Origin of the sequence: Paraburkholderia sejongensis (assembly GCF_020880815.1) — a bacterium.
Classification (GTDB): Bacteria; Pseudomonadota; Gammaproteobacteria; order Burkholderiales; family Burkholderiaceae; genus Paraburkholderia; species Paraburkholderia sejongensis.
In genome coordinates this window covers 1-1992 of sequence record NZ_JAJITD010000046.1, presented here as the reverse complement: position 1 = coordinate 1992, position 1992 = coordinate 1, and the positions used below count along the sequence as shown (strand labels likewise).

Here is a 1992-nt window from a genome sequence, read left to right as displayed (position 1 = left end):
CGTAAGCAGTCGAACAGTACCGTCGCGGATGACGTTGACGCGCGAGAGGATCGGCTGCTAGCGAATAGGATCGATGTGTGAGGCGGCGGGCAGCAGAGGGGCGACTTTCCAGGGTAGCAGTTCGTCGATCCGGTTCGCTGGGTGATCGGCGATGCGTTCGATGACGTAATGCAGGTAGGCTTCGGGATCAATGCCATTCAGGCGCGCAGAACCGATCAGGCTGTACATCGCAGCTGCACGTTCGCCGCCTGAGTCTGCTCCGGCAAATAAAAAATTCCGTCTTCCGATTGCCACGCCGCGCAATGCGCGCTCGGCAATCAGATTGTCAATCTCGGCCTGACCATCGCTGCAGTAATAGACCAGCGCAGGCCAGCGATTCAACGAATACTGGATCGCCTTGGTGGTGTCTGATTTCGCGGAGAGTGTGAGAAGCGTCGCCTCGAACCACCGCTTCATGTTATCAAGCAGCGGCACCGCCTTCTCCTGGCGAACGCGCCGTCGTTCTTCAGGCGGCTTGCCACGAATGTGCTCTTCAATGCGATAGAGGGCGCCGATGCGCTCGAGTGCTTCGCTGGTGATCGGCGATGGCCGAACAGCGTGCAGGTCTTGCAGCTTTCGGCGTGCATGGGCCATGCATGCAGCTTCGCGAATCTGGCCGCCCACATATAGCTCGGCATAGCCAGCAAACGCGTCTGCCTGCAGTACGCCAGTGAAGTTGGCAAGGTGTTGCTGCGGATGTTCGCCGCGACGATCCGGTGTGTAGGCAAACCAGACGGCCGGCGCTTCGGTCGAACCACTGGACCGGTCATCGCGCACATACACCCACAGACGGCCGGTCTTCGTCTTCCCATTGCCTGGTGCGAGCACCGGTAGCGGCGTGTCGTCGGCGTGAACCTTCGTGCCGCCAAGTGCGTGGCGGCGCACCGCGTCGACCAGCGGGTTGAGTAGCCAGGTCAGACTGCCCAGCCAGTGGCCCATGGTGCCCGCTTCGATCTCGACGCCGTCGCGTGCGTACATGACAGACTGCCGGTAGAACGGGATGTGGTACGCGAACTTCGATGTCGCGATGTGTGCGAGCAGTGCCGGACCCGGAAGGCCACGATCGATCGGACGGCTCGGCGCTGCGGCCTGCACGATACAGTTGCAGCACGAACAGGCTAACTTCGGCCGACGATGACGGATGACGCGGAAGTGCGCGCGCACGTATTCGAGCTGCTCGGATACGTCTTCGCCCAGCGGTTTGAGCGTGCCGCCGCAACCCGGGCAGTGCTCCTCGGTGGGCAGATGCACACGCTCTTCACGTTCGAGGTGATCAGGAAGCGGTTTGCGACTGCCACTCTCGCGGCGTTGCTGCGCCTTCTTTCCGTCAGCCTGGGCAGCCGCACCTTCGTCGGCCTGCAGGTCCTCAAGTCGCAGTTCAAGCTGCTCGATCTGACGCTCCAGCTTCTCAGACTTGCGACCGAACTGCATGCGGCGCAGCTTCGCAATCGTCAGCTTCAGATGTTCAATCTCGATTACGCGGGAACTGAGCTGGTCCTGCAATTCGACGACCCGCTGCGCGTTTGCATGAGCCGACGCCGCATGCGCGCGCACCAGCGCCTTGAGCGCATCAATGTCGTCGGGCAGGTCGGTATCGGTCAGATCCATCGCGACAGTTTACGACCATCAACTGCACGCGGATCATGGGGTAACAGACGTTTACAAAGCACTGCGCGGGCGTGCCGCTTCGACCGGTTGCCGCCAGTCGAACCCTTCGAGCAGGAGCGAGAGTTGAGCGGTGGTCAGCGCCACCACGCCGGCGTCGGCGCGGGGCCATGCAAAACGCCCCGTCTCAAGGCGCTTCGCAAATAAACATAGACCGCCATCGCTCCAGTACAACGCCTTCAGAAGATCACCGCGCCGGCCCCGGAAGATAAAAACATGGCCGCCATAAGGATCCTTCTCAAGCACCGTCTGTACCTTCGCCGCAAGCGAATTGAAGCCGGAACGCAT

General features: G+C 61.4%; 2 protein-coding genes. Both read right to left on the bottom strand.

The annotated features are described in order from the left end of the window. Window positions 1-57: 57 nt before the first annotated feature. Entirely contained in the window at window positions 58-1647 is a 1590-nt protein-coding gene (gene tnpC / locus LJ656_RS34805) for an IS66 family transposase (protein WP_230513950.1), read from the bottom strand. Between the two features lie 51 nt (window positions 1648-1698). After that, a partial coding sequence (tnpB, locus tag LJ656_RS34800; RefSeq protein ID WP_230513949.1) for an IS66 family insertion sequence element accessory protein TnpB occupies window positions 1699-1992 on the bottom strand: 294 nt, incomplete at its 5' end.